The organism is Streptomyces sp. NBC_00122, from assembly GCF_045160845.1.
Lineage (GTDB): Bacteria > Actinomycetota > Actinomycetes > Streptomycetales > Streptomycetaceae > Streptomyces.
In genome coordinates this window covers 4453163-4477575 of the sequence record NZ_CP108191.1, presented here as the reverse complement: position 1 = coordinate 4477575, position 24413 = coordinate 4453163, and the positions used below count along the sequence as shown (strand labels likewise).

17 protein-coding genes are annotated in these 24413 nt (G+C 71.4%); 8 read left to right on the top strand and 9 right to left on the bottom strand.

From position 1 onward, the window contains the following. Nucleotides 1–142: 142 nt before the first annotated feature. Complete coding sequence (locus OG737_RS21375; protein WP_328927741.1) at nt 143–682, top strand: WcaF family extracellular polysaccharide biosynthesis acetyltransferase; 540 nt, start codon at nt 143–145, stop codon at nt 680–682. Beyond that, nucleotides 679–1809, top strand: a complete 1131-nt coding sequence (locus OG737_RS21370; RefSeq protein ID WP_405921866.1) for a glycosyltransferase — start codon at nt 679–681, stop codon at nt 1807–1809. The genes OG737_RS21375 and OG737_RS21370 overlap by 4 nt, the downstream gene beginning before the upstream one ends. Here OG737_RS21370 and OG737_RS21365 read toward each other — a convergent pair. From OG737_RS21365 to gmd, 4 genes are all read right to left on the bottom strand, one after another. Next, a complete protein-coding gene (locus OG737_RS21365; protein ID WP_328927739.1) occupies nt 1806–2024 on the bottom strand; it encodes a DUF6458 family protein in 219 nt (72 codons plus the stop codon). The genes OG737_RS21370 and OG737_RS21365 overlap by 4 nt on opposite strands. 125 nt (nt 2025–2149) lie before the next feature. Beyond that, nucleotides 2150–2824 carry a hypothetical protein gene (locus OG737_RS21360; protein ID WP_328927738.1) on the bottom strand — a complete coding sequence of 225 codons (675 nt, stop codon included), beginning with the start codon at nt 2822–2824 and terminating at the stop codon, nt 2150–2152. Between the two features lie 100 nt (nt 2825–2924). Beyond that, the gene (locus tag OG737_RS21355) at nt 2925–5699 is read right to left on the bottom strand and encodes a LamG-like jellyroll fold domain-containing protein (RefSeq protein WP_405921865.1); all 2775 of its coding nucleotides are present in this window, start codon (nt 5697–5699) and stop codon (nt 2925–2927) included. Nucleotides 5700–5945: 246 nt separating this feature from the next. Continuing rightward, nucleotides 5946–6959 (bottom strand): GDP-mannose 4,6-dehydratase, encoded by a 1014-nt coding sequence (gene gmd, locus OG737_RS21350; protein ID WP_328927736.1) that lies wholly within the window; start codon nt 6957–6959, stop codon nt 5946–5948. 253 nt (nt 6960–7212) lie between these two features. Between gmd and OG737_RS21345 the strand changes: the two genes are divergently transcribed. After that, on the top strand, nt 7213–8160 hold the full coding sequence (locus OG737_RS21345; RefSeq protein ID WP_328927735.1) for a GDP-L-fucose synthase: 948 nt from the start codon (nt 7213–7215) through the stop codon (nt 8158–8160). A 17-nt stretch (nt 8161–8177) separates the two neighbouring features. Here the strand turns inward: OG737_RS21345 and OG737_RS21340 are convergent, their stop codons facing one another. Further along, nucleotides 8178–9644 (bottom strand): sugar transferase, encoded by a 1467-nt coding sequence (locus tag OG737_RS21340; protein WP_405678468.1) that lies wholly within the window; start codon nt 9642–9644, stop codon nt 8178–8180. Between the two features lie 381 nt (nt 9645–10025). Between OG737_RS21340 and OG737_RS21335 the strand changes: the two genes are divergently transcribed. Further along, nucleotides 10026–12296 (top strand): M4 family metallopeptidase, encoded by a 2271-nt coding sequence (locus tag OG737_RS21335; RefSeq protein WP_405678470.1) that lies wholly within the window; start codon nt 10026–10028, stop codon nt 12294–12296. Nucleotides 12297–12450: 154 nt separating this feature from the next. Here the strand turns inward: OG737_RS21335 and OG737_RS21330 are convergent, their stop codons facing one another. Both OG737_RS21330 and OG737_RS21325 read right to left on the bottom strand, forming a co-directional pair. After that, the gene (locus OG737_RS21330; RefSeq protein WP_328927732.1) at nt 12451–13122 is read right to left on the bottom strand and encodes a hypothetical protein; all 672 of its coding nucleotides are present in this window, start codon (nt 13120–13122) and stop codon (nt 12451–12453) included. A gap of 157 nt (nt 13123–13279) precedes the next feature. Continuing rightward, nucleotides 13280–14821 (bottom strand): MFS transporter, encoded by a 1542-nt coding sequence (locus tag OG737_RS21325; RefSeq protein ID WP_328927731.1) that lies wholly within the window; start codon nt 14819–14821, stop codon nt 13280–13282. A gap of 136 nt (nt 14822–14957) precedes the next feature. On the opposite strand from OG737_RS21325, the gene OG737_RS21320 reads away from it, so the two are divergent. Then, nucleotides 14958–15971, top strand: a complete 1014-nt coding sequence (locus OG737_RS21320; RefSeq protein WP_405681352.1) for an Lrp/AsnC family transcriptional regulator — start codon at nt 14958–14960, stop codon at nt 15969–15971. A 4-nt stretch (nt 15972–15975) separates the two neighbouring features. On the opposite strand, the gene glgP is transcribed toward OG737_RS21320, so the two are convergent. Further along, on the bottom strand, nt 15976–18612 hold the full coding sequence (gene glgP / locus OG737_RS21315; protein ID WP_328927730.1) for an alpha-glucan family phosphorylase: 2637 nt from the start codon (nt 18610–18612) through the stop codon (nt 15976–15978). 140 nt (nt 18613–18752) lie between these two features. Here glgP and OG737_RS21310 point away from each other — a divergent pair, with 140 nt between their 5' ends. Further along, entirely contained in the window at nt 18753–19655 is a 903-nt protein-coding gene (locus OG737_RS21310; protein WP_405921864.1) for an ADP-ribosylglycohydrolase family protein, read from the top strand. Here the strand turns inward: OG737_RS21310 and OG737_RS21305 are convergent. Next, the gene (locus tag OG737_RS21305) at nt 19652–20164 is read right to left on the bottom strand and encodes a hypothetical protein (RefSeq protein WP_328927728.1); all 513 of its coding nucleotides are present in this window, start codon (nt 20162–20164) and stop codon (nt 19652–19654) included. The genes OG737_RS21310 and OG737_RS21305 overlap by 4 nt on opposite strands. A 428-nt stretch (nt 20165–20592) precedes the next feature. On the opposite strand from OG737_RS21305, the gene OG737_RS21300 reads away from it, so the two are divergent. Both OG737_RS21300 and treS read left to right on the top strand, forming a co-directional pair. After that, the gene (locus OG737_RS21300; RefSeq protein WP_328927727.1) at nt 20593–22587 is read left to right on the top strand and encodes an alpha-1,4-glucan--maltose-1-phosphate maltosyltransferase; all 1995 of its coding nucleotides are present in this window, start codon (nt 20593–20595) and stop codon (nt 22585–22587) included. Then, a complete protein-coding gene (gene treS / locus OG737_RS21295) occupies nt 22584–24293 on the top strand; it encodes a maltose alpha-D-glucosyltransferase (RefSeq protein ID WP_328927726.1) in 1710 nt (569 codons plus the stop codon). The genes OG737_RS21300 and treS overlap by 4 nt, the downstream gene beginning before the upstream one ends. Nucleotides 24294–24413 lie beyond the last annotated feature (120 nt).

Sequence of the window (24413 nt, the reverse complement as noted above, 5' to 3'; positions counted from 1 at the left end):
CTTGCGTATGTCCGTTGCCACTGCTGCCCCCACCCCATGTGCCTGGCTCCGCGCGCAGTCTAGTCTGAGCGGGCGGCGCCCGGGGAGGCGCTGGGGGTCCCTCCGACGAGGTCGGAGGGAGGGTGGACGATCGGGGCTTCAGTTGCGTGACCTTCCTGCCTTCACGCTGGCCGGATACGACAAGGGGCGGGGTCTGCTGACGCAGGCGCTCTGGTTCGCCGTGATGAACACGCTGTTCATGAGCTGGTTCTGTCCGGCGCGGCTGCGGGTCGCGCTGCTGCGCGCCTTCGGCGCGGAGATCGGCGAGGGCGTGCTGATCCGGCACCGGGTGCGGGTGCTGTGGCCGTGGAAGCTGACCGTCGGGGACCACACGTGGATCGGCGAGGGCGCCTGGCTGCTGAACCTGGAGCCGGTGACGATCGGTTCGCACGTGTGCCTCTCGCAGGAGGCGATGCTGTGCACCGGCTCGCACGACCACCGGGCCGCCGATTTCCGCTACCGCAACGCCCCGATCACGGTCGGGGACGGCGCGTGGGTGGCGGTGCGGGCGACCGTGCTGGCCGGGGTGACGGTGGGCCGCTGCGCGGTCGCGGGCGCGGGCGCCGTCGTACACAAGGACCTGCCGGAGCTGACCCTGCAGACCCAGGACGGGCAGCGCCGCCCGGTGGAGGAGCCGAAGTGAGAGTCCTGCACACCGTTACGCTGCACTCCCCCACGCACGCCTTCGGCGGGCCGGTCCGGGTCGCGCTGAACCTGGCGAAGGGACTGCGGGCCCGCGGCCACGAGGCGCGGCTGCTGGCGCTGGGCGAAGGCTTCGAGCCGTGGCCCACCTCCGTGGAGGGCGTCCCGGCGAAGCTGTTCCCGGCCCGGCGGCTGCTGCCCCTCGGCTTCAGCGGGATGACCTCGCCGGCGCTGCTGGCGTCGGCCGGGCGTCTGGTCCGTGACGCCGATGTCGTCCACGTCCACCTGGCCCGGGACCTGGTGACCCTGCCGGTGGCGCTGGCCGCGCTGCGGGCCGGGAGGCCCCTCGTCCTGCAGACCCACGGCATGGTGGATCCGAGCGGGAAGCTACTGGCCAAGGTGCTGGACGCGGTGGCGGTGCGCCGGCTGCTGCGGGGCGCGGACGCGGTGCTCCACCTGACCCCGCACGAACGGACTGGCCTGGACGCGGTGGTGGGGGCGCCGCCGCTGGCGAACACGGTCCGCCTGGTCAACGGCACCCCGGCGCAGGAGGAGCGTCCCGCTCCGTCCGGCCCGCCGCGCGTCCTGTACTCGGCGCGCCTGCAGGCCCGTAAGCGGCCGGTGGACTTCGTGGACGCGGCCCCGGCGGTCCTCGCCGCGCATCCGGACGCGCACTTCGTGGTCGCGGGCCCGGACGAGGGCGAGCTGGCTGCCGTCCGCGCCCGCATCACGGCACTGGGCCTCTCGTCCCGCTTCACGGTCCCGGGAGCCCTGTCCGGCGGGGAGGTCCTGGCGGAACTGCGCCGTGCGCACGTCTACGTACTGCCCTCCGTGGACGAGCCGTTCCCCATGTCGGTCCTGGAAGCCCTCGCGGTGGGCGTTCCCCCGGTGGTGACCCACTCCAACGGCCTGGCCCGCGACATCGCGGCGGCGGGCGCGGGACACGCGGTCGACCCGGGCCCGGCGGGCGTGTCGGCTGCGGTCCTGTCCCTGCTGGACCCCGCGGCGAACGCGGCGGCCTCCCGCGCGGCCCGCAAGCTGGCCGCGGAGTCGTTCTCGATGGACGCGGTCTTGGACACCCTGCTCCCGGTGTACGAGGCCGCCCGCCGGAACCAGAGCCCGCTCTAGACGCCGTCCCGGCGGCGCTCCTCCACCACCGGGATGGCGCCCGCCGTGCGACGGCGCCCCAGGACCCTGGAGTACACGGCGAGGCCGATGGCTCCCGCCGCCATCATGATGAGGCCGACCAGGTCGAGGTCGACGCTGCGCATCTCCCAGTCGGTGGCGAAGGTGAGGATGGCCCCCACCACGATCAGGCCGATGCAGCCGCCCAGGCCGCGCATAGGATCGCCTCCGGATGCCGGTGTCGTGGTTGCGTACTGGCACGCGGCTACCCGGCACGGGGACACGAAAACGCCCCCGGGGACCGGCAGTCCGGCCCCGGGGGCGTTCTCGTACGGCAGTGGCCCTAGACGGGCAGCCAGGCGTAGCAGCCCGAGGAGTTGAACTCCGCCGTGCCGGACGGGATCGTCGCCGTGATCTTGTCGCCGGCCTTGGGCTGGGTCTCGGGGCCCGAGGCCAGGATCGAGCCGTCCTTGGCCTTGGCCTCCCACGTGCAGGTGGTGGCCTGGGTCAGCGCCCGGTACGTGCCCGCCGCGGGCGACTGGCGGGAGCCCTCGGGGAAGCCCTTCTCGGCCGCCGCGAGGATCGGCTTCTGCTCCGGGCACAGCAGGGTGATCGCGTCCTTCGCGCCCGGGATCTCCCCGGTGATGACCGCGCCGGTCGCCGCGTCCTTGTCGCGCTTCGCGGTGCGCTCCACGCGCTGGCAGGCCTCCTGGCCGCTCTGCAGGACGGCCGCCGGGTCCATCTTCTCCGGGACGCGCCCGCTCAGGTACTTCTTCTCCTGCGCCGTGAAACTGCCCGTCTTCGGGGTGAGCTTCGCGTCGGGCAGGACGGGGCCCGTCGGCTTCGCTTCGGGCGCGGACGCCGAGGGCGCCGCGCTGTCCGCGGGATCGGGGGCCGCCGACGAGGCCGGGGGCTTCGCCTTGCCCTCCGCGCCGGAGTCGGCCTTGCCCGAACTGCAGGCGGTCAGCGTCAGGGCGGCGGTCAGCAGAACAGCAGCCGCTGCGGAGCGTCGGTACATCGGATGGCTCCCGTACTTACTGGGTGGGACAGGAGTGCGGGGCCCGGCCGGGAAGGGCCGGGCCCCGCACGCCGTCAGGCGGTTACTTCGGTTCCCGTCGCTACTTCGCGCCGAAGGTGAGAACCAGCTGCGGGATGCCGTCCGCGGCCGTGGACTCCGAGGACCAGATCCACAGCGGGTCGGTGCCCGTGCTCGTCAGGCCCATGCTGTAGCTGGTGCCCAGCACCGCGGAGACCGCGGCGGTGTTCAGCTCGACGCTCTGGACCGCCGAGCCGTCCGGCACGCCCGCGATGGTGCCGAGCGGGGTGGTGCCGAGGGTGGGCTTGGTGTTGAAGGTCGTGCCCGCGCCGCTCCAGGTGCCGGTGACGGGGACCACGGAGACGGTGTCGGCGGTGCCGGCGCCCGTCTGCGTGGTGGTCTTGACCTGCAGGGCGGCGGACTTGAGGACCTGGCCGGCCGGGGCGGCCGGGAGGTCGAAGCGCAGGTACGTCTCGTACGCCGAGGTGCCGCGCACCGCGAGCGAGCTCGACGTGCCGTACGCGGTGCTCGGGGCGCCCTGGTTGATGTAGGTGTCCTCGGTCGCGTTGACCTTGGAGACCGTGTCGGTGGGCGCCTTGGCCAGCGTGAAGTGGTTCTTGACCTGGGCCTCGGTGAGCGCCGACGGGTAGACGGCCGTCTCGTCGATCTGCCCGGCGAAGAAGTTGCTCGTCGGGCGGGTCGGCCAGTTGGCCAGGTTGTCGCCGCCGACGTGCCAGTAGCCCGCGTAGGTCATGTTGCTGGTGGCGTTCAGCGAGCCCTTGTTCTGGCCGTCGACGTACAGGGTGATGCCGCCGGGGCCCTGGGTGCCGACCACGTGGTGCCACTTGTTGTCGTTGTACGTGTCGAGCAGGCCGGTGGAGACGGTCCGGGTCGAGCCGTTGTAGACGCCGAAGACCAGACGACCGGTGTTGGTCATGTAGATCTGCCGGTCGTACGAGCCGCTGTTGCGGTCGGTGTTGTTGCCGAAGCCGATCAGCTTGCCGCCGCGCGTGCTGCCCGTCTTGAACCAGGTCTCGATGGTGAACGCGTTGCCGACCGTCTGGCGGTGGTCGCTGTAGACCTGCTGGCTGGTGCCGTTGAAGCCCATCGCCGTGCTGGTGCCGGAGACCGCGCCGGGGGTCTGGCGCAGGGCCGGGGCGTTCAGCTGGACACCGCCGGTGTTGCCGCCGACCGAGGAGTCGGCGACGTACGGGCTGACGGTGTCGTCGTAGCGCCAGTACAGGTCGGCGCCGTCCGCGCGGACCTGGTTCGGGTACGACTGGACCGCGGTCGGGACCGTCACCGAGACGTTGGCCGACAGGGCGCTGGTGTTGCCCGCTCCGTCGGTCGCGGTCACGCGGTAGCTGTACGACTGGCCGGCCTTGACCGTGGTGTCGACCCAGGAGGCCTGGGGCCGCTCGAACTCCAGGGATTCCGCGCTCACCGTGGCGGCGGGCGTGGCCGAGCCGTTGCGGTAGATCCGGTAGGTCAGCTTGCTGTCGTCCGCGTCATAGCTGGTGCGCCAGCGGACCTGCGCCTCACCGGGCTTGACGCTCGCGGCGCTGACCACCGGGGTGGTCGGGGCGCCGACGTCGCCGGTGGAGGCGAAGCGGGTCAGGGCCTTCTGCGGCTTGCCGTTGATGAGGGTGAACTCACCGCCGACCCACATGTACTTGACGTCGTTCTTCTCCGCGACGGACATGACGCGCGGGCCGATGCCCTCGCCGATGCCGTCGTTGGCCGTGGGGAACCAGCCGAGCTTGCGCGGGCCGCGGACGAAGCCGTCCACGGGCGCGGGGGCGGCGCCGGTGTGGTCGGTCGGCTGGGCCAGCAGGAAGTGGCGCTTGCCGTCGGGGTACTCCAGCTCGGTGGAGCAGTCGTGCGCGTGCGAGGAGCTGTAGAGCACCCCGTCGTACGGCAGCACGTACTGGGTGGCGCCGAGGCAGCGGTCGCGCCACTTCTCCTTGAAGTCGGTGCCGAGGCCGATGCGGCCGTCGAAGACACCGCCGCCGGAGCCCTCGCTGCCGGTGTAGTAGCCCGTCGCGTCGGCCGAGATGTCCTTGACCACGGAGTTGGACGGGATGTTGGTGTACGTCTTGGTGACCGCGCCGGTGGTGGCGTTCACGACGGCCAGCGCGTGCGAGTTGGTGCCGTTGACCGAGAAGAAGTCGCCGCCGAGCAGGACGTTCTTGCCGTCGTTGCTCACCTCGACGGCGCGGCCGGGCTCGTCGGCGTTGGCGACGAAGGGCTTGAGGGCGCCCGAGGAGGCGTCGACCGCGGCGAAGCGCTCGCGGGTCTGGCCGTCGACCGCGGCGAAGTCACCGCCCACGTACAGGGTGTCGTCGGTGACGGCGAGCGCGCGCACGGTGGCGGGGACGCCCGGGTGGAACGCGGCCTTGGGGGTGCAGGTCTCGATGTCGACCGCGGCGAGGCTGGAGACCGGGGTGCCGTTGACGGCGCCGAAGTACCCCCCTGCGTAGAGGGTCTTCTTGTCCTTCGAGACGACCAGCGTGCGGACCGTCGCGGTGCCGTCGCCGATGGTGAAGGCGAGCTTGCACGAGGTCGGGTTGCCCGTCGCGGCGTCGAGCGCAACGAAGTTCACGGCTTCCTGCTCGGCCCCGGCCGCGCCGTCGGGCGGGCTGACGGCCGAGAAGGTGCCACCGGCGAAGACGGTGCCGCTCGCCTGGGCCATCGCCCACACGACCCCGTTGGGCTGCCACGTCGGCAGGTTGTCGGCGGTGAACGCCACCGGCGCCGTGATGGCGGACGCCTGCGGCATCAGCACGAGGCCTATACCCGTGCCGGCACCGGCCAGTGACAGGACGAGGGCAACGGTCAGCCCTCTGGATCTACGCATGAGCCCCCCAGGGCAATCGCCCGGTTTGATGGCTGGAACTATCCGAACAGCCATATGTACTGGCGCAGACTAGGGCTCACGCGAGGGCCCGGTCACCTCACTTGACCCATTGCATACCAACTTGGAATCAACAGGGTTCAGCATGGAGGGCGCACTTCGGACATACAGCAGGTTTAACCCGGCCGCACCCACACGGACCTGCGAAGTATGGCCGGGGCAGGGCAAATCTAGGGGAAATATAAAGCCTCAGCGGTCAATGCGTACCGTCACGCCCGCCAGTTGGTCCTCGACCTGGCGGATGTCGGCGTCGACCATGATCTTGGCCAGTTCGGAGACCAGGACCGTCGGCTTCCAGCCGAGCCTGTCATGGGCCTTGGAGGCGTCGCCGATGAGCGCGTCGACCTCGCTGGGGCGCTCGTACTTGGGGTCGTAGCGCACGTGCTCGTTCCAGTCGAGACCGGCGTGCCCGAACGAGGCCTCGACGAACTCGCGGACGGTCGCGGCCACTCCGGTGGCGACCACGTAGTCGGTGGCCTCGTCCTGCTGCAGCATCCGCCACATCGCGTCCACGTACTCCGGGGCGTAGCCCCAGTCGCGGACGGCGTCGAGGTTGCCGAGGTAGAGCTTCTCCTGGAGACCGGCCTTGATGCGGGCGACCGCGCGGGTGATCTTGCGGGTCACGAAGGTCTCGCCGCGGCGCGGGGATTCGTGGTTGAAGAGGATCCCGTTGACGGCGAACATGCCGTACGCCTCGCGGTAGTTCACGGTGGTCCAGTACGCGAAGACCTTGGCGGCGCCGTAGGGGCTGCGCGGGTGGAACGGGGTGCCCTCGTTCTGCGGCGGCGGGGTGGCGCCGAACATCTCGGACGACGAGGCCTGGTAGATGCGGGTGTCGATGCCGCTGGCCCGGATCGCCTCGAGCAGGCGCAGTGCGCCGAGGCCGGTCACGTCGCCCGTGTACAGGGGCGCGTCGAAGGAGACGCGGACGTGGGACTGCGCGCCGAGGTTGTAGACCTCGTCGGGGCGTATGTCGCGGAGCAGGTTCACCAGGGCGACGCCGTCGGAGAGGTCGGCGTGGTGCAGGACGAAGGACCGGTTCGCGGTCTGCGGGTCCTGGTAAACGTGGTCGATCCGCTCCGTGTTGAAGCTGGAGGACCGCCGCACCAGACCGTGCACCGTGTAGCCCTTGGAGAGCAGGAGTTCGGCGAGGTACGAGCCGTCCTGCCCGGTGACGCCGGTGATCAGTGCGGTCTTGCCCATGTGGTCCCCCTGGTGATGATTGCTGGTCGTGGTCTTGAGCGGGCTGCACCCCCGGCAGCGCCCGGCCCGCCGGGCGGGGGCCCGGGGACTGGATGCGTACCGTACACGCCGGGTCCGGCCGCGTTTGCGGCGGATTCCGCGGTGCGGCGCGGGAGATGGGGGCAGAACTCCCGTGGAAGGGCCCCGGGATGCCGGACCGGGCCGGGGCGGACTGGCGCCGCCTCCGCGGGAGCGGACTGGCATCATCGGCGGTATGACAAGTTCGCTGCCGCTGCTGCCCCCGAACGCCCGTGTCTTCGTCGCGGGCCACCGCGGCCTCGTGGGGTCCGCGGTCGCCCGCCGGCTCACCGCCGACGGCCACGAGGTGCTCACCCGGGGCCGCGCCGACCTCGATCTGCGCGACGCCGCCGCGACCGGGGCGTACCTCAGGGACGTCCGCCCGGACGCCGTGGTGCTGGCGGCCGCCAAGGTCGGCGGGATCATGGCCAACAGCACGTACCCGGTGCAGTTCCTGGAGGACAACCTCAAGATCCAGCTCAGCGTCATCGCCGGTGCGCACACCGCCGGTGTGAACCGCCTGCTGTTCCTCGGCTCGTCGTGCATCTACCCGAAGCTGGCCCCGCAGCCGATCAGCGAGGACGCGCTGCTGACCGGCCCGCTGGAGCCGACCAACGAGGCCTACGCCCTCGCGAAGATCGCCGGCATCGTCCAGGTCCAGTCGTACCGCAAGCAGTACGGGGCCTCGTACATCTCGGCCATGCCGACGAACCTCTACGGCCCGGGCGACAACTTCGACCTGGAGTCCTCGCACGTCCTGCCCGCCCTCATCCGGCGCTTCCACGAGGCCGCCGCCGAGGGCCGCGAGGAGGTCACCCTGTGGGGCAGCGGCACTCCGCGCCGGGAGTTCCTGCACGTGGACGACCTCGCCGCCGCCTGCGCGGTGCTGCTCGGCAGCTACGACGGCGACGAGCCCGTCAACATCGGCTGCGGCGAGGACCTGACGATCAGGGAACTGGCCGAGACGGTCGCCGAGGTGACGGGCTTCCAGGGCGAGCTCGCCTGGGACACGTCCAAGCCGGACGGGACCCCGCGCAAGCTGCTCGACGTCGGCCGTCTGACCGCCCTCGGCTGGAAGCCCGGCATCCCGCTGCGGGACGGCATCGCCGCCACTTACCGGTGGTGGCGCGAGCAGAACGGCTGATCCCAAACCAGAGCCTCTCAGTACGCTCCGCGGCCATCGACGACGGCGCGGAGCGTACGGCCCATCACGTCGACGTCACTGGTGAAGGACCAGTTGTCGACGTACTGCAGGTCGAGCTGGATCGTCTCGTCCCAGGACAGGTCGGACCTCCCGCTTATCTGCCACAGCCCGGTCATGCCGGGCCGCACGGTGAGCCGGCGCAGTTCGACCTCGTCGTACTTCGCCACCTCCTCCGGCAGCGGCGGGCGGGGGCCGACCAGCGACATGTGTCCCGTCAGGACGTTGATCAGCTGCGGCAGTTCGTCCATCGACGTGCGGCGCAGCAGCCGGCCCACCCGGGTCACCCGCGGGTCGCGGCGCATCTTGAACATCAGGCCGTCGTTCTCGTTGGACCCGGCCAGCTCGGCCTTCTGCGCGTCGGCGTCCACCACCATCGTGCGGAACTTCCACATGACGAACGGGATCCCGTCGCGGCCGATGCGCCGCTGGCGGTAGAAGGCCGGGCCGCGCGAGCCGAGCCGTATCGCCAGGACGATCCCGAGGAACATCGGGGCGAGCAGCATCAGTCCGGCCGCGGCCCCCGCCCGGTCCAGGACCGACTTGAGCAGGGTCTGCAGGCCGCGGCCGACGGGCGGCGCGACCCGCAGCACGGCGAGTCCGCCCGCGGACAGGGTCTCCAGGCGCTTGACGGAGACCTCCACCAGTCCGGGGAAGACGGCCAGTTCCAGCCCGGCGTCGTGCAGGGCCCAGGCCACCCGGCGCAGCCGCTCCCCCGAGATCCGCGCGCCGGGGGCCACCAGGACCAGGTCGGCGTGGTGGCTGCTGACGGCTCCGAGCACGGCCGCGGAGTCACCGGCGGGCGCCGCGGGCATCGCCGCGTCGAGCCGGGCCGCCACGGGCACCCCGCTGGCGAGGGTGCCGGCGCCGACCGGGACCACGCCCACGACCACGTACGGATGGTCGGTGCGCGCGGCGAGGTGGGCGATGACGTCCTCGGCGGCGTCGGGCTCCCCTATCACCAGGACCCGGCTGACGGCGTGGGCCTCGCGGCGGGCGGCCGAGAGGTGACGATAGGTCAGTTTGTGGCAGGCGACGGTGATCAGCAGGGCGGGCAGCAGTGCCCCGAGGGCGGAGAGCCGGGGGGTGTCCTCCTCGGTCACCACGCGGGCCACGGCCAGCACGCCGATCAGAATCAGCCAGTCGTGCACGACCGGCAGCACTCCGCGGGATTCTCCGAGCACCCGGGCCGCGTACCGTCGGCGCAACAACTGCACGCCGGTCCACGCCAAGGCGGCGCCGAGGGCGCAGTAGAGGGGCCGGACCTGCTGGGCGGCCGCGAAGACGAGTCCTACGGGAACGGCCGCGCCGAGGAAGTCGGCGGTGACGGCGGCGGGCAGATACCAGCGGGCCTTGTCACCGAGGCGCCGTGCGGACTCATGGGCCGTTCCGGCCACCCTTTGCGCAGGAAAATGGACATGCCTCATGGGCCCCCCTGGCACGTGGTCTATGACAGCGACGAGTCTCCACGGCTTCCCCAGGCAGTGGACACCTGTCGCACCGGGAAACAGTACGACAAACACCCGTTCGCCAGATGCCGTTTGGGGCATCACGAACTCCCGTTGCCCAAGTGTGAGCAACTGGTATGAGCCGTTCCGTATAGCGGATGCCCCCTTGGCACGCAAAGGTGAATGGTTCGGATACCGGATATGACTGATCGGACAACGAACTATTTCTGGCCAACTTTTTGACGCGGTCCTGACATCATGGCCAACAGGTGGCACTCTTCGACCGTTCATCGCACCAGCCCTGATCTGCCCGGAGGCCCACCCAGCCATCCGGAACCCCCCTTGCAGAAGGAGTCTGCGTTGAGAGCCACCCCCCAGAGGCGTGCCACGGCGGCCGGCGCACTCGTTGCCGCAGCAGCCCTGCTCGCCGTCGGCATTCAGACCGGCACCGCGACCGCCGACGCCACCGCGTCGCAGGCCCGTCAGGCCGTCAAGTCCAACCCGGGCGCGGCCAACCGCGCACTCAGCGCTTCGGAGCGTGCGACGCTCCTCGCCGAGGCCAACTCGACCACCGTGCAGGCCGCCAAGGCGCTCGGCCTCGGCGGCGGCGAGAAGCTCGTCGTCCGCGACGTGGTCAAGGACGCCGACGGCACCACGCACACCACGTACGAGCGCACCTACAACGGCCTCCCCGTGCTCGGCGGTGACCTCACGGTCCACGCCAAGGACGGCGTCACCAAGAGCGTGACCAAGGCGACCAACCACGAGATCAAGGTCGCGGACACCGACGCCACGGTGACCCCGTCGGCCGCGGAGGGCCAGGCGGTCGCCGCCGCCAACGCCGCGGGCTCCAAGGACGCCAAGGCCGCCAAGGGCGCCCGCAAGGTGATCTGGGCTGCCGAGGGCGCTCCGGTCCTCGCCTTCGAGACCGTCGTCGGCGGCCTCCAGGACGACGGCACCCCGAGCCAGCTCCACGTGGTGACGAACGCCAAGACCGGCGCGAAGATCACCGAGTGGCAGGCCATCGAGACGGGCACCGGCAACACGCAGTACAGCGGCCAGGTGACCCTCGGAACCTCCCAGTCGGGCAGCAACTACACGCTGACCGACGCCGGGCGGGGCAGCCACAAGACGTACAACCTCAACCACGGTTCCTCCGGCACCGGCACGCTCTTCACCGGTACGGACGACATCTGGGGCAACGGCCTGGCCTCCAACCTGGAGACGGCCGGCGCCGACGCCCACTACGGCGCCCAGGTGACGTGGGACTACTACAAGAACGTGCACGGCCGCAACGGCCTGCGCAACGACGGCGTGGCCCCGTACAGCCGGGTCCACTACGGCAACGCGTACGTCAACGCGTTCTGGGACGACTCCTGCTTCTGCATGACCTACGGCGACGGCGAGGGCAACAACAAGCCGCTCACCTCGACCGACGTGGCCGCGCACGAGATGACGCACGGCCTGACCTCGGTCACCGGCAACATGACCTACAGCGGTGAGCCCGGCGGTCTGAACGAGGCCACCTCCGACATCATGGCGGCGGCGGTCGAGTTCTACGCCAACAACCCGCAGGACGTCGGTGACTACCTTGTCGGCGAGAAGATCGACATCAACGGCGACGGAACCCCGCTGCGCTACATGGACAAGCCGAGCAAGGACGGCGGATCCAAGGACTCCTGGTACTCGGGCATCGGCTCCATCGACGTCCACTACTCCTCGGGTCCGGCCAACCACTGGTACTACCTGGCCTCCGAGGGCTCCGGCGCCAAGGTCATCAACGGCGTGAGCTACAACTCGCCGACCTCCGACGGCCTCCCGGTCACCGGGATCGGCCGTGACGCCGCGTCCAAGATCTGGTTCCGCGCGCTGACCACCGGTCTGTTCAAGTCGAACACCAACTACGCGGCCGCGCGTACGGCCACCCTGCAGGCCGCCGCCGACCTGTACGGGTCCGGCTCGGCCACGTACAACAACGTCGCGCACGCCTGGGCCGCCATCGGCGTCGGGGCCCGTCCCCAGGTCGGGGTCTCGGTCACCAGCCCGGGTAACCAGACCACCGTCACGGGCGGTGCCGTCAGCCTGCAGATCCAGGCCACCAGCAGCAACGCCGGTGCCCTGAGCTACGCGGCGACCGGTCTGCCGGCCGGCCTGTCGATCAACTCCTCCACCGGCCTGATCTCGGGTACGGCCACCACCGCGGGCACGTCCAACGTGACCGTCACGGTGACCGACTCGGCGAACCAGACCGGTACGGCGGCCTTCACCTGGACGGTCGGCACCACGCAGCCGAACGTCTTCGAGAACACCACCGACTACCAGATCGCGGACAACTCCACGGTCGACTCCCCGATCACCGTGAACCGCACGGGCAACGCCCCGAGCACCCTCAAGGTGGACGTGAACATCGTCCACACCTACCGCGGTGACCTCCAGATCGACCTCATCGCCCCCGACGGCTCGGCGTACCGGCTGAAGAACACCTCCAGCTCGGACTCCGCGGACAACGTCGTCGCCTCCTACACCGTGAACGCCTCCTCCGAGGTCGCGCAGGGTGTCTGGAAGCTGCGGGTCAAGGACGTGTACGCGGCCGACACCGGCTACATCAACAGCTGGAAGCTCACGTTCTGACCCCCACCGGGGCCGTGTGAGAAGAAGCTGACCAGATAGACCACGGGGCCGCCCGGGAGACGACCTCCCCGGGCGGCCCTGTTCCATCGGACCCGACGAGGCCCGGCGCCCCCTGTGCGGGACGCCGGGCCTCGTCGGTCAGACAGCCGCCGGATCAGCCCATGTTGCGGAGGATGCGGTCGAGCATGTCCTCGTCGCCCTGGTCGTCGCGGGCCTGGTCCTGGCGGGCCTGGTCGTCACGGGCAGCCTGGTCGCCCCGGCCCTGGTCCTCACGGGCCTGGTCCTCACGGGCCTGGTCCTCACGGGCCTGGTCCTCACGGGCGGCCTGGTCGTCACGAGCGGCCTGGTCGTCACGAGCCTGGTCGTCACGAGCGGCCTGGTCGTCACGGGCCTGGTCGTCACGGGCGGCCTGGTCGTCACGGGCCTGGTCATCACGGGCCTGGTCGCCCAGGCCCGCGCCCGGCTGGTCGACCGGCTTGAAGAAGACCGAGACGGCCTCCACGTCCTGCGCCTTCTGGCCCGGCTCCAGGACCCGCTCCGCCTTGCCGTCGCACGTCCGGTTGTCGAAGAGGACGGCCAGTGACTCCGTTTCGTTGCGCACCTCGACGGTGGGCTCCGCGCCGGAGGTGCGCGTCAGCACGTAGCAGGTGTCGTTCTCCGCGGGCTGGAGCTGCGCGCTGCGCTCGTCGCCCTGGTCGTCGACGAAGTGGTAGTGCAGCGTGCCGAGGGTGCGGCTGCCCTGGTCGTCGGCCAACGACGGGCCGGCGGTGGGCAGGACGAGCGCGAGGGCGCCGGCGAAGACGGCGGCGGTGGTGCGAAGACGCATGGAAAGTCCGTTTCTCGGGGTCCGCGGATACCGGGTCCGGTGGCATCCGCGGGCCAACGTAGGAGCGGACGGGGGTGATGAAACGATTCGGCAGGCTCAGCGCGTTCGAAGGTTCACCCTTGCGATACCAGGCCACCCGCCTTATGGCCGGGTGCAGTTACCGCCGGGCCACAAAACGCCCGTCCGTCGGCGCCGCCTGAACCGGGACCGCCGCCGGGGCGCCCGGAGCCGGTCGCGGGCCGGTGCGGACCAGCAGGAAGACCGCCAGGGCTCCGGCCAGTCCCATCGCGCCCGAGACCAGGAACGTGTCGCGGAGCCCGCTCGCGAAGCCCGCGTCCACCAGCGCGGTCAGCGCCTCGCGCGTCGCTCCCGCCGGGGCCTCGGCGAACAGCCGCCCGGCGCCGCCGGAGGCCAGCGGCTCCGACAGCTCCCGGCCGCCCTCACCCAGCCCGCCGCGCAGCCCGGCGTGGAAGACCGCGCCGAGCACGGCGATCCCGAGGGCCGTGCCCAGCTGCCGCACGGTGTTCAGGGCTCCGCCGGCCATGCCCGCCCGGGCCGGGGCCACGGCGGCCATCGCGGTCGCGGCCAGCGCCGGGGTCGCGGCGCCCACTCCCACGCCGGTCACCAGCAGCCCCGGCACCATGGCCGCCCAGCCGTCACCCGCGTCCATCATCCAGGCCAGGATCAGCGCACCCACCCCGATCAGCAGCAGTCCGCCGCCGATGGTCAGCCGCGCCGGCATGGCGTGCAGCAGACGTCCGGCCACCGCCGAGACGACGAGCGCGGCCGCGGCCATCGGCATCAGCGCCAGGCCCGCGCCGACCGGGGTCATCCCCCGGACGGACTGCAGCCAGAGGGAGACGTACATCAGGTACGAGAAAGCGGCGCCCGACAGCAGCAGTGCCGCGGCCATGACCGCGACGAAGGTGCGGCTGCGGAAGAGCGCGAGGTCCAGCATCGGGCGGGAGCTGCGCAGTTCGACGAGGACGAAGGCGGCGAAGGCGGCGGCGCCGAGGCCGAGCAGGCCCAGCGTGGTGGGCGAGCCCCACCCGTTCTCGCCGCCGCGGATCACGGCGTACGTGACGGCCCCGGCGCCCGTGGTGAAGGTGGCCATGCCCGGCAGGTCGAGGCCCTTGGCGTGCGGATCGCGGGACTCCGCGACGGCCTTGAGGGTCACGTACACGGCGAGCGCGCAGACGGGCAGGTTGATGAAGAAGATCCAGCGCCAGCCGAAGTGCTCGGTGAGCAGCCCGCCGATGACGGGGCCGGCCGCGGCGGCGGCGCCGTTGACCGAGCCCCAGACGCCGAAGGCGATCCCGCGGTCGCGGCCCTGGTAGGCCCCGCTGAGCAGGGCCATGGTGGTGGCGAACATGGCGGCTCCGCCAATGCCCTGGACCGCGCGGAAGGCGATCAGCTCGCCCGGGCCTGTGGCCAGCCCGCAGACGAGCGAGGCCGCGGCGAACAGCACGAGCCCCGCGAGGTAGACGCGGCGGCGGCCGATCCGGTCGGCGAGCGAGCCCGCGCCGAGCAGCAGGGCCGCCAGCGCCAGCGCGTAGACGTCCATGACCCACTGGAGTCCGGCGAAACCCGTGTGCATGTCGGCAGCCATGTCGGGCAGGGCGACGGTCACGATCGTGACGTCGACCAGGAGCATGAAGGCCCCGAGGCAGACGGCCGTCAGCGGCAGCCATTTGCGCATGGGAGTTCTCCTCTGATTGCGGAGGGCGGAGGGACCCGGGGGGATCCCGGTGACCCCAAGTTCTCAGCGCCCCGCACCACACCCCCACCTGGATACCCGTACTTGCCGGATTTCCGTCACCGAAGCCTCTGCCATGATGGAAACCGTGAACGACACGGAGCTGGACGTACTCGACCGTTCCCTGGTCCAGGCCCTCACGATCGACGGCCGGGCCGCCTTCAGCCGCCTCGCCGAAGTCCTGGAGGTGTCCGACCAGACCGTCGTGCGCCGCTACCGGCGCCTGCGGACCGCCGGCCTGATCCGGGTCGTCGGGCTGCCGACGGGCAGCCGCGTCGGGCTGTTCGAGTCCTGGCTGCGGGTGCAGTGCGCCCCGGACGCGGCGCTCCCGGTGGCCGAGGCGCTCGCCCGCCGCCCCGACATCGCGTGGGTGACCCTGAATTCGGGCGGCACGGAGATCCACTGCATGACCCGGTCCCGTACCCGCAAGGACCGTGACGGCCTGCTGCTGGACAAGCTGCCGCGCACCCGCCGGGTGACCGGCATCAGCGCCCACACCATCCTGCGGAAGTTCTTCGGCGGACGCGACGCCTGGGTGGGCCTGGACGTACTGCGCCCCGACCAGATCGAGGCCCTGCAGCGGCCGCCGGTCCAACCCGTCCCGGACCGGTACGCCCTGGACGAGCCGGAGCTCGCGCTGCTCGCCGTACTGGGCCGGGACGGACGCGCCGGATACCCGGAACTCGCGCGCGCCACCGGCCTGTCGGAGTCCACCGCCCGCCGCAGGCTGGAACGGCTGCGGGACCTCGAAGCGCTCTTCTTCGACGTGGAGTTCGTACCCGCGCTCTTCGGCTACGAGGCGGAGGCGACCTTGGTGCTGACCGTCCCGCCGGCCCGGCTCGCGGAGGTGGGCGCGGCGCTGGCGAGCCACCGCGAGGTGGCCTTCGCGGCGGCCGTGACCGGTGCGGCCTCCTTGATGGCGGTGGTGGTGTGCCGGGACACCGAGGCCCTCTACACGTACCTGACCGAGCGGATCGGCGCGGTGGACGGCGTCGGCCAGGTGGAGCTGATCCCGACGCTGCGCAGCGTCAAGCGGGCCGGGATGCTCGTGGAGGACGGGCGGCTGGTGGACCCGCCGCCCGTCCCCCGGTGAGGGTTCACCGCAGCAGTACGCCGCCTCCCGCGTCTGAGTCCATCGGGGCGGCGACCAAGCCCAGTTCGGCCGGATTCGCCAGCAGCCGGTGCGCCGGCAGGATGCGTACGGTGTAGCCGTAGGGTCCCGTACGGTCGAGGGCGAGCGGGCCCTCGTACACCCAGCGGCCGTCCAGGTCGGGCCCTGCGGCCGGCTTCAGCGGGAAGGTCCGCCCGTCCCGGATCACGTCCTGCGGGTCCACCCGCCCGGCGAAGGCCTGCACCTCCACGTCCTCGGGCACGAGCGCGTCCAGCGACACCTGCACGCGCAGCGTGAGGGTGGCCCCGAGCTCGGCGGTGCCGCCCACCGGGGCCGCGGCGAGGGCTTCGACGTGTTCCACGCCGACCCGCGGCCAGGCGGCCCGGACCCGGCCCTTCCACCAGGCGAGGTCCCGTGCCGCGTCGGGGGTGAGGGCGCGGTGGGCGAGGGCGGCCGGCGCGTACAGCCGTTCCACGTACTCCCGCACCATCCGCCCGGCCAGCACCTTCGGCCCCAGCGAGACGAGCGTGCGCCGGACCATCTCGATCCACCGCACCGGGAGCCCGGTACGTCCGACCCGGTCGTAGAAGCGGGGCGCGACCCGGCCCTCGATCAGCTCGTAGAGCGCGTTCGCCTCCAGGTGGTCGCGGCGGTCCTCGTCCGCGCCGAGCCCGTCGGCGGTCGGGATGGCCCAGCCGAAGTCGGGCTCGAACCACTCGTCCCACCAGCCGTCCAGCACGGACAGGTTGAGGCAGCCGTTCAGCGCGGCCTTCATCCCACTGGTCCCGCACGCCTCCAGCGGCCGCAGCGGGTTGTTCAGCCAGACGTCGCAGCCCGGGTAGAGCTTCTGCGCCATGGCCATGCCGTAGTCGGGAAGGAAGACGATCCGGTGCCGCACCCGCGGGTCGTCCGCGAACCGCACCAGCTCCTGCACGAGCCGCTTCCCGCCGTCGTCGGCCGGATGCGCCTTGCCCGCGACCACGATCTGCACCGGCCGGTCCGGGTCCAGCAGCAGCCTGCGCAGCCGGTCGGGGTCGCGGAGCATCAGGGTCAGGCGCTTGTAGGAGGGCACGCGCCGGGCGAAGCCGATGGTGAGCACGTCCGCGTCGAGTACGGAGTCCACCCAGCCCAGTTCGGCGTCGGCGGCCCCGCGCTGGCGCCACGAGGCCCGCAGCCGGTCCCGTACCTCCTGGACCAGCTGCTCGCGCAGCACGCGCCGCAGGTCCCACACGTCCTGGTCGGGGATGTCGGCGACCGCGTCCCAGCGGGCGGAGCCGCCGACCGACAGGGCGTCCTCGGTGCGGCCGGCGCCGATCTGGCGGGCGCCGAGCCGGACGACCTCCGGGGCCACCCAGGTCGGGGCGTGCACCCCGTTGGTCACCGAGGTGATGGGCACGTCGGACGGGTCGAAGCCCGGCCACAGCCCGGCGAACATCTCCCGGCTGACCGCGCCGTGCAGGGTGGACACCCCGTTGGCGCGCTGGGCCAGGCGCAGCCCCATGACGGCCATGTTGAACACCCCGGGGTCGCCCCCCGGGTAGGACTCGGCGCCCAGCTCCAGGATCCGGTCGACCGGTACGCCGGCCAGCTCCCCGCCCTCCCCGAAGTGCCGGGCGACCAGGGCCCGGTCGAAGCGGTCGATACCGGCGGGGACGGGGGTGTGCGTGGTGAACACGGTCCCGGCGCGGACCGCCTCGACGGCGGCGTCGAAGCCGAGTCCCTGCTCCCTCTCCAGTTCCCTTATGCGTTCGAGTCCGAGGAATCCGGCATGCCCCTCGTTGGTGTGGAAGACCTCGGGGCCGGGGTGGCCGGTGAGCCCGCAGTAGAGGCGGACGGCGCGGACGCCGCCGATTCCCAGCAGCATCTCCTGGAGCAGCCGGTGGTCGCTGCCGCCGCCGTAGAGCCGGTCGGTCACCTCCCGGGCCGCGGCGTCGTTGTCCTCGACGTCGGAGTCCAGGAGCAGCAGGGGGACGCGGCCGACGCGGGCCTGCCAGATGTGTGCGTGCAGGGCCCGGGCGCCGGGGAGGGTGAGCGAGATCCGGGCCGGGGAGCCGTCGTCCTGGCGGAGCAGGGCGAGCGGGAGTTCGTTGGGATCGAGTACGGGATAGTGCTCCTGCTGCCAGCCGTCGCGGGAGAGCGACTGGCGGAAGTAGCCGTGCCGGTAGAGCAGTCCCACGCCGATGAGCGGGACGCCGAGGTCGCTGGCGGCCTTCAGGTGGTCCCCGGCGAGGATGCCGAGGCCGCCGGAGTACTGCGGCAGGGCGGCGGTGATGCCGAACTCGGGGGAGAAGTAGGCAATGGCGGCGGGCAGTTCCGTGCCGTTCTCCTGGCTCTGGTACCACCTCCCGCCGTTCACGTAGTCATCGAGGTCGGCGGCGGCGACGGCGAGCCGCCGCAGGAAGCGGCGGTCGCCGGCCAGCTCCGCGAGGCGGGCGGCGGGGACGGCGCCAAGCAGCCGGACGGGATCGCCCCCGGCGGCCTGCCAGCCCTCGGGGTCGACGGATTGGAAGAGTTCGCGGGTCTCCGCGTGCCACGACCAGCGCAGGTTGCGCGCGAGGTCGCTGAGCGGCAGCAGGGTCTCCGGAAGGACGGGGCGCACGGTGAATCGACGGATAGCCTTCACGTGTTCCACCTTCGCAGGGGATTACGGATCGGAGCGGCCGCACCACGCTGTGCATCCGCGCATCACCCCCGGAAGGCTAGCGCCGCCCCGCCCCCGCGGCCATGCCGCCTCGGGCGGGCCCGTATGGCAGGGTCGGCGGTATGAACGGTGGGGTGGGTGTGGCACGCGACAGCCTTGAGGGCCTGGTACTCGGGGACGCCTTCGGGCAGAGCTGGTTCGTACGGGACGCCGAGGCCGGGGAGCGGTGGCTGGCCGGGCGGGTGCTGCGGCCGGGGCCGTGGAAGTGGACGGACGACGGGGCCATGGCGATCGTGCTGTACGAGCACCTGGTCCGCTACGGGGAGGTCCGCGAGGACGTGCTGGCCGCCGGCTTCGCCGCCGAGTACGCGCGGGACCCGTATCGGCAGTACGGGGCTTCCATGCACGAGGTGCTGGAGCGGATCGGGGCCGGGGAGGACTGGCGGGCCGTCACCGCCGAGCAGTTCGACGGCCAGGGTTCGTGGGGCAACGGGGCGGCGATGCGGGTGGCTCCGCTCGGCGCCTGGTTCCGGACGGACCTCGCGATGGTGGTCGAACAGGCGCGGCGCTCGGCGCTGGCCACGCACGCGCACCCGGAGGCGGTGGCCGGGGCGGTCGCCGTGGCGGTGGCGGCCGCGCTGGCCGCCGCCGGCCGGGGCGGCCCCGCGCCGAGCCGCCCGGAGTTCCTGCGCGAGGTGGCGGCCCGGGTGGCGCCCTCGGAGGTACGGACCCTGCTGCTGGAGGCCGCCGCCCTGCCCGCCGGGACCACGGTCCGGGAGGCCGCCGACCGCCTGGGCTCGGGCTGGCGGATCTCGGCGCCGGACACGGTGCCGTTCGCACTGTGGTGCGCGGCGCTCTCCCCCGACGACCTCCCCGAGGCGCTGTGGCGCACCGTGGAGGGCTGGGGCGACCGGGACACCACGTGCGCGATCGTCGGCGGCGTGATCGCCGCCCGCACGTCGCTGTCCGCCGTCCCCGCGCAGTGGCGCGCCCACACCGAAGCGGTCCCGGCCCGGCGTCCTTAGCCCACGTCCACGTTCCACTCGGCCGGCAGGTCCCCGTCGCAGAAGACGCACACGAACCACGCGTCGCGGACCACGTTGCATTCCCCGCAGGCGGTGCAGCGCCGGAACACCACCGCGTGCGTGAACCCTTCGGGACGCCCGATCCCGGCCCGGTCCAGCGCCTCGGCCACCGCCGGCCAGGACGCGAGGTCGGGGCAGTAGCCGGTCGACAGGTTGCTCACCTCGTCCGCCTCCCACGCCGGTTCCCGGCCCGGGCAGGCGGTGAAACGTATCTCCCCGGCCGCCAGTACCGGATCGCCGCCCGCGCACGCCACGTGCTCGCTGCGCCGCGGGGCGAGCCGGAGCACGCCCGCCCCGTCCACCACATAGGTGAACGGCTCGGCGGGAGCGCCGTCCCACTCCGTGAGATCGCGGGCCGAGCGTACCGGACGGCCCCGGCCTCCGGATCGCACGGGACCGGCCAACTCCGGCGGTCCCACATAGCGGTACGCCCGCGTTCCGGCATTCACGTTTCGCCCTCCATCCTCCCCGTTCGTCCCTGTGACCCGGCGGACCTGAAGCAACCCGTGGGACTGATGAGAAGCACGTTGTCCGTCACTACATCAGGTAGTCCTGGCCGACTTGACGGAGCCCCGGCGGATGTCGATCCGGGGCTTGGTATCGGGCGTGCCACTACGTACGAGTAGTTAACCAAGCGCGCGGATTGGGCGGGGAGAGAGTGGGAAGGGCTCACCGGGTACACGTCGTACACGCACGGCGCACCCGCCCCCAACCTCTCCCCGCCACCCGAGTGAACGCGGACAGGAGCGGCCATGCCCGCAGCCCAGCCGTCCACCGAGCGGCTAGAAACAGAGCGAACAGAGCGTGCACTACCAGCCGCCATGCCGGCTGGCCTGTTGTCACCGAGCCCTGCGAACTGCCCCCAGGTGAGCCCATCATGATCGGTCGCATTCCCGTGCTGGACGTCCGCCCCGCCGTCGACTGCGGCGCCAGACCCGCCAAGGCGGTCGTGGACGAAGTCTTCGAGATCTCAGCCACCGTGTTCCGCGAGGGACACGACGCCGTATCCGCGCACGTCGTGCTGCGGGATCCGAGCGGGCGGCTGCGGCCCCCCGTACCGCTGCGCGAGCTCGCCCCCGGAACCGACCGGTGGGGGGCCCGGGTGTCCGCCGAGGCCGAGGGGAGGTGGACGTACACCGTCGAGGCGTGGAGCGACCCGGTGGCCACCTGGCGGGCCCATGCGGCGATCAAGATCCCCGCCTGTATCGACACCGGCCTCACCCTCCTCGAAGGCGCCGATCTCTACGCGCGCGCCGGCGCCCGGATCCCCAAGCGGGACGGCCGCGAGGCCGTGCTGGCCGCCGCCGAGGTGATGCGCGACGAGGACCGGCCGGCCGCCGAACGGTACGCGGCGGCCCTCGGCCCGGCCGTGGACGCGGCGCTCGCCAAGCGCCCGTACCGCGAGCTGGTCACCTCCGCCAAGCCGCTGCCCCTCCTCGTCGAACGCAAGCGCGCCCTCTTCGGATCCTGGTACGAGATGTTCCCCCGCTCCGAGGGAGCCGTCGTCGAGCCCGGCGAGGCTCCGGTCAGCGGGACCTTCCGGACCGCCGCCGAACGGCTGCCCGCGATCGCCGCGATGGGCTTCGACGTGGTCTACCTGCCGCCCATCCACCCCATCGGTAGCACCTACCGCAAGGGCCCGAACAACACACTTTCCGCCGGTAGTTGGGACCCGGGCGTGCCCTGGGCCATCGGCTCCACCGAGGGCGGGCACGACGCCGTGCACCCCGAGCTCGGCACCATCGAGGACTTCGACGCCTTCGTCGCGCGCGCCCGGGAGCTGGGCCTGGAGATCGCCCTGGACTTCGCCCTCCAGTGCTCCCCCGACCACCCCTGGGTGGAGAAGAACCCGCAGTGGTTCCGCCACCGCGCCGACGGGACGATCGCGTACGCCGAGAACCCGCCGAAGAAGTACCAGGACATCTACCCCGTCCACTTCGACACCGACATGGCCGGCATCGTCGAGGAGACCTGCCGGATCCTGCGGCACTGGATGGACCACGGCGTCCGCATCTTCCGGGTGGACAACCCGCACACCAAGCCCGTCGTCTTCTGGCAGAAGGTGATCGCGGACATCAACAAGTCCGATCCCGACGTGATCTTCCTGGCGGAGGCCTTCACCCGTCCCGCGATGATGCGCGCCCTGGCCGCCGTCGGCTTCCAGCAGTCGTACACGTACTTCACCTGGCGCAACACCAAGGCCGAGATCACCGAGTACCTGACCGAGCTGTCCGACACCCCGTCGGCCTGCGTCATGCGGCCGAACTTCTTCGTCAACACCCCCGACATCCTCCACGAGTACCTCCAGCTGGGCGGCCGCCCCGCGTTCGAGGTGCGCGCGGTGCTCGCCGCCACCCTGTCCCCCGCCTGGGGCGTCTACGCCGGCTACGAGCTCTGCGAGAACACCCCGGTGCGGGAGGGCAGCGAGGAGTACCTGAACTCCGAGAAGTACGAGCTGCGGCCGCGCGACTGGGCCGCCGCCGACCGCGAGGGCCGCACCATCGCCCCGCTGATCACCGCCCTGAACCGGATGCGCCGCCGCAACCCCGCGCTCCAGCAATTGCGCGACATCCACTTCCACTCGACCGACAACGAACAGGTGATCGCCTATTCGAAGCACGCCGGAGCCAATTCCGTACTGGTGGTCGTCAACCTCGATCCGCACCACACCCAGGAGGCGACGGTGTCGTTGGACATGCCGGTACTCGGCCTCGACTGGCACGGGTCCCTCGCGGTGCGCGACGAGCTCACCGGCGATACCTACCACTGGGGCAGGGCCAACTACGTGCGCCTAGAGCCGGGCCGAACGCCCGCGCACGTACTGGCGGCTCTGCGACCGTCCCCGCCCACCGGAGGGTCACCCACCACATGATGATCAACGATCCCGTCCACGACACGTTCGAGGACACCCCCGCCAAGGACCGCGATCCCGACTGGTTCAAGCGGGCCGTCTTCTACGAGGTCCTCGTCCGCTCCTTCCACGACAGCAACGGCGACGGCGTGGGGGACCTCAAGGGGCTCACCGCCAAGCTGGACTACCTCCAATGGCTCGGTGTCGACTGCCTCTGGCTGCCGCCGTTCTTCGCCTCACCCCTCCGCGACGGGGGCTACGACGTCTCCGACTACACCTCGGTACTCCCCGAGTTCGGCGACCTCGCCGACTTCGTGGAGTTCGTGGACGCCGCGCACCAGCGCGGCATGCGGGTGATCATCGACTTCGTCATGAACCACACGAGCGACCAGCACGAGTGGTTCCAGCAGTCCCGCAAGGACCCCGACGGTCCGTACGGCGACTACTACATGTGGGCCGACAACGACAAGCAGTACCAGGACGCCCGCATCATCTTCGTCGACACCGAGACCTCGAACTGGACGTACGACCCGCTGCGCAAGCAGTACTACTGGCACCGCTTCTTCTCGCACCAGCCGGACCTGAACTTCGAAAACCCGGCCGTCCAGGAGGAGATCGTCTCCGCCCTCCGCTTCTGGCTGGACCTCGGCATCGACGGGTTCCGGCTCGACGCCGTCCCGTACCTGTACGCCGAGGAGGGCACCAACTGCGAGAACCTGCCGCGCACCCACGAGCTGCTCAAGCGGGTGCGGGCGGAGATCGACGCGCACTACCCCGACACGGTGCTGCTCGCCGAGGCCAACCAGTGGCCCGAGGACGTCGTCGACTACTTCGGGGACTACGCGAAGGGCGGGGACGAGTGCCACATGGCGTTCCACTTCCCCGTCATGCCGCGCATCTTCATGGCCGTACGAAGAGAGTCCCGCTACCCCGTCTCCGAAATCCTGGCCAAGACCCCGGCGATCCCGGACCGCTGCCAGTGGGGCATCTTCCTGCGCAACCACGACGAGCTCACCCTCGAAATGGTCACGGACGAAGAGCGCGACTACATGTACGCCGAGTACGCCAAGGACCCGCGGATGCGGGCCAACATCGGCATCCGGCGCCGGCTGGCCCCGCTCCTGGACAACGACCGCAACCAGATGGAGCTGTTCACCGCCCTGCTGCTGTCGCTGCCGGGCTCGCCGGTGCTCTACTACGGCGACGAGATCGGCATGGGCGACAACATCTGGCTGGGCGACCGCGACGGCGTGCGCACTCCCATGCAGTGGACCCCGGACCGCAATGCCGGTTTCTCCTCCTGCGATCCGGGCAGGCTGAACCTGCCGGTCATCATGGACCCGGTCCACGGGTACCAGGTCACCAATGTCGAGGCCGCGATGGCATCGCCCTCCTCACTGCTGCACTGGACCCGTCGGCTGATCGAGATCCGCAAGGCGAACCCGGCCTTCGGACTCGGCTCGTACACCGAACTGCCCTCGTCCAACCCGGCGGTGCTCGCGTTCCTGCGCGAGTTCGGGGACGACCTGGTGCTGTGCGTGCACAACTTCTCGCGCTTCGCGCAGCCCACCGAGCTGGATCTGCGGTCGTTCAACGGGCGGGTCCCGGTGGAGCTCACGGGTGATGTGCGCTTCCCGCCGATCGGCGAGTGGCCGTACCTGCTGACCCTGGCGGGACACGGCTTCTACTGGTTCCGCCTGCGCACCGAGCAGCGCGCCGAGAAGTAGCCGGGTACGGGGCGGGCAGCGCGAATGGGTCAATCGCCCGCCCCTGTACGGATCATCCTGACCCGACACTCGCACACGCCGGAGAAGCAACTGCCGCACATCCGGGACACTCTGCGCATT

Excerpts from the sequence above, each read along its gene's own strand:
- OG737_RS21340 (WP_405678468.1), bottom strand. The coding sequence starts at position 9,644 with ATGAGGCATGTCCATTTTCCTGCGCAAAGGGTGGCCGGAACGGCCCAT.
- OG737_RS21365 (WP_328927739.1), bottom strand. The coding sequence starts at position 2,024 with ATGCGCGGCCTGGGCGGCTGCATCGGCCTGATCGTGGTGGGGGCCATC.
- gmd (WP_328927736.1), bottom strand. The coding sequence starts at position 6,959 with ATGGGCAAGACCGCACTGATCACCGGCGTCACCGGGCAGGACGGCTCG.
- OG737_RS21345 (WP_328927735.1), top strand. The coding sequence starts at position 7,213 with ATGACAAGTTCGCTGCCGCTGCTGCCCCCGAACGCCCGTGTCTTCGTC.
- OG737_RS21300 (WP_328927727.1), top strand. The coding sequence starts at position 20,593 with ATGATCGGTCGCATTCCCGTGCTGGACGTCCGCCCCGCCGTCGACTGC.
- OG737_RS21325 (WP_328927731.1), bottom strand. The coding sequence starts at position 14,821 with ATGCGCAAATGGCTGCCGCTGACGGCCGTCTGCCTCGGGGCCTTCATG.
- treS (WP_328927726.1), top strand. The coding sequence starts at position 22,584 with ATGATGATCAACGATCCCGTCCACGACACGTTCGAGGACACCCCCGCC.
- OG737_RS21360 (WP_328927738.1), bottom strand. The coding sequence starts at position 2,824 with ATGTACCGACGCTCCGCAGCGGCTGCTGTTCTGCTGACCGCCGCCCTG.
- OG737_RS21320 (WP_405681352.1), top strand. The coding sequence starts at position 14,958 with ATGGAAACCGTGAACGACACGGAGCTGGACGTACTCGACCGTTCCCTG.
- OG737_RS21355 (WP_405921865.1), bottom strand. The coding sequence starts at position 5,699 with ATGCGTAGATCCAGAGGGCTGACCGTTGCCCTCGTCCTGTCACTGGCC.
- OG737_RS21310 (WP_405921864.1), top strand. The coding sequence starts at position 18,753 with ATGAACGGTGGGGTGGGTGTGGCACGCGACAGCCTTGAGGGCCTGGTA.
- OG737_RS21330 (WP_328927732.1), bottom strand. The coding sequence starts at position 13,122 with ATGCGTCTTCGCACCACCGCCGCCGTCTTCGCCGGCGCCCTCGCGCTC.